The following is a 2004-nucleotide window of genomic DNA, read 5'->3' as shown; positions in this document are numbered from 1 at the left end:
CGCGAGGCGATGACCTGCCACCTGGGGGACTTCGGGGAGTACTCCGAGCTGCGCCGGCGGCTGAAGGACCGGGAGAACGAACTCGCCCGGCGGGGCGCGGGGCTGCGGCGGGCCGCCGCGGCCGACGCGCTGGAGAAGCTGCGGCCGGGTGACGTCATCCACGTGCCCGCCGGGAAGTTCGCGGGGCTGGCCCTGGTACTGGACCCCGGTGTGCCCGGCGGCGGACGCAACGGCAGCCGCGAGGGCCGCTGGACCAGGGAGCCGGGCCAGGGGCCCCGCCCCCTGGTGCTCACCGCCCAGCGGCAGGTCAAGCGCCTCAACGAGGCCGATTTCCCGGTGCCGGTGGAGCCGTTGGACCGGATGCGGATCCCCAAGTCCTTCAACTCCCGCAGTCCGCAGTCCCGGCGCGACCTGGCCTCGGCGCTGCGCACCCGGGCCGGTCACCACGAACCCGGCCGGCAGCGTCGTCGACGGACCGAGGCGGCCGACGACCCGATGATCACCGAACTGCGCACGGCGATCCGCGCCCATCCCTGCCACGGGTGCGACGAGCGGGAGGACCACGCCCGGTGGGCCGAGCGGTACCAGCGCCTGACCCGGGAGACCGGGCAGCTGCGGGGCCGCATCGAGGGACGCACCAACACCATCGCCCGCACCTTCGACCGGGTCCACGCCCTGCTCACGGAGCTGGACTACCTGCGCGGCGACGAGGTCACCGTGCACGGCCGACGCCTCTCCCGGCTCCACGGCGAGCTCGACCTGCTGGCCGGGGAGTGCCTGCGCGAGGGGGTGTGGGAGGGGCTGGAGCCCCCCGAGCTGGCCGCCTGCGTCTCGGCGCTGGTCTACGAGGCGCGCACCGCCGACGACGTCCTCGCGCCGGAGCCCCCGGGCGGCCGGGTCAAGCACGCCCTGGACGAGATGGGCGTCATCTGGAGCCGCCTGGACGACCTGGAGGAGCGGCACCGCATCGCCCAGACGGCGGGGGTGGGTCAGCGGCAGCCGGACGCCGGCTTCGCCCGACCGGTGTACCGATGGGCCCGGGGGGACGGCCTGGACCCGGTGCTGCGGGAGGCCGACATGCCGGCGGGCGACTTCGTGCGCTGGTGCAAGCAGGTGATCGACGTGCTGGGACAGGTCGCCGCCGCCGCGCCGGGGGAGAACAGCACGGTGCCGCGCGCCGCGCGCCGGGCGGTGGACTCCCTGCTGCGGGGCGTGGTCGCCTACAGCTCGGTGGGGTGACCGCCACCCCCTCCCGCCCCGGCCCACCGGGACGGGAGGGGGCGGCGCCCGATCCGATCAGTCGATCGGATCGGCGGCCAGGGCCGCCAGCAGGCGGCGCAGCGAACCACCCAGGCCCCACCGCTCCGCCAGCGCGGACAGCGCCGTCGGGTCGGCGGGGGCGGTCGGTGGCGCCGGATCGAGCACCGGCAGCGGCAGGTCCTCCACCACCCCCACCACCCGGGGGGCGACGTCCAGGTAGTCGGCGGCGGCCAGCAGGTTCCGCCGCCGCGCCGGCGTCAAGCGGGACGCCGGGTCCTCCGCGGCGGCCCGCACCCCCGCCAGGTCCCCGTACTCGGCCAGCAGTTGGGCGGCGGTCTTCTCGCCGATGCCGCGCACTCCCGGCAGCCCGTCGCTGGGGTCCCCGCGCAGGACCGCCAGATCCGTGTAGCGGGCGGCCGGGACGCCGTACCGCTCCCGGATCAGGGCCTCGGTGACCACGTCGCAGTCGCCCACGCCCCGGCGGGGGTACAGCACCCGCACCCCCCGCTCGTCGTCGACGAGTTGGAAGAGGTCCCGGTCCCCGGTGACCACGAGGACCGGCCGGTCGGCCCGCCGGGTCAGGGTGCCGATGACGTCGTCGGCCTCGTGGTCGGCCGCGCCCAGCCGGGCGATCCCGAGGGCGTCCAGCACCTCGTGGATGACCGGAACCTGGGCGAGGAGCGTGTCCGGGGCCTCCTCGGCCGCGCCGTCGCGTTGTTCCCCCGGCTGTCCCCCCGGGCTGTC

The 2004-nt window shown here is 76.5% G+C and carries 2 protein-coding genes; one reads left to right on the top strand and one right to left on the bottom strand.

Annotation, left to right across the window (positions count from 1 at the left end; translation table 11 throughout):
• Positions 1 to 1239, top strand: a 1239-nt coding sequence (locus tag FOE67_RS24015) for a DEAD/DEAH box helicase (protein ID WP_498370719.1), incomplete at its 5' end; no start/stop codon positions are given.
• 57 nt (positions 1240 to 1296) lie between these two features.
• Here FOE67_RS24015 and FOE67_RS24010 read toward each other — a convergent pair.
• The coding region (locus FOE67_RS24010) for a 5'-3' exonuclease (protein WP_182666930.1) at positions 1297 to 2004 on the bottom strand (708 nt) is incomplete at its 5' end.

The sequence above is a fragment of the Streptomyces calidiresistens genome, from assembly GCF_014141525.1.
Taxonomy (GTDB): domain Bacteria; phylum Actinomycetota; class Actinomycetes; order Streptomycetales; family Streptomycetaceae; genus Streptomyces; species Streptomyces calidiresistens.
Note: the sequence above shows the minus strand (reverse complement) of the source record. Positions and strands in the feature narration are given on the sequence as shown.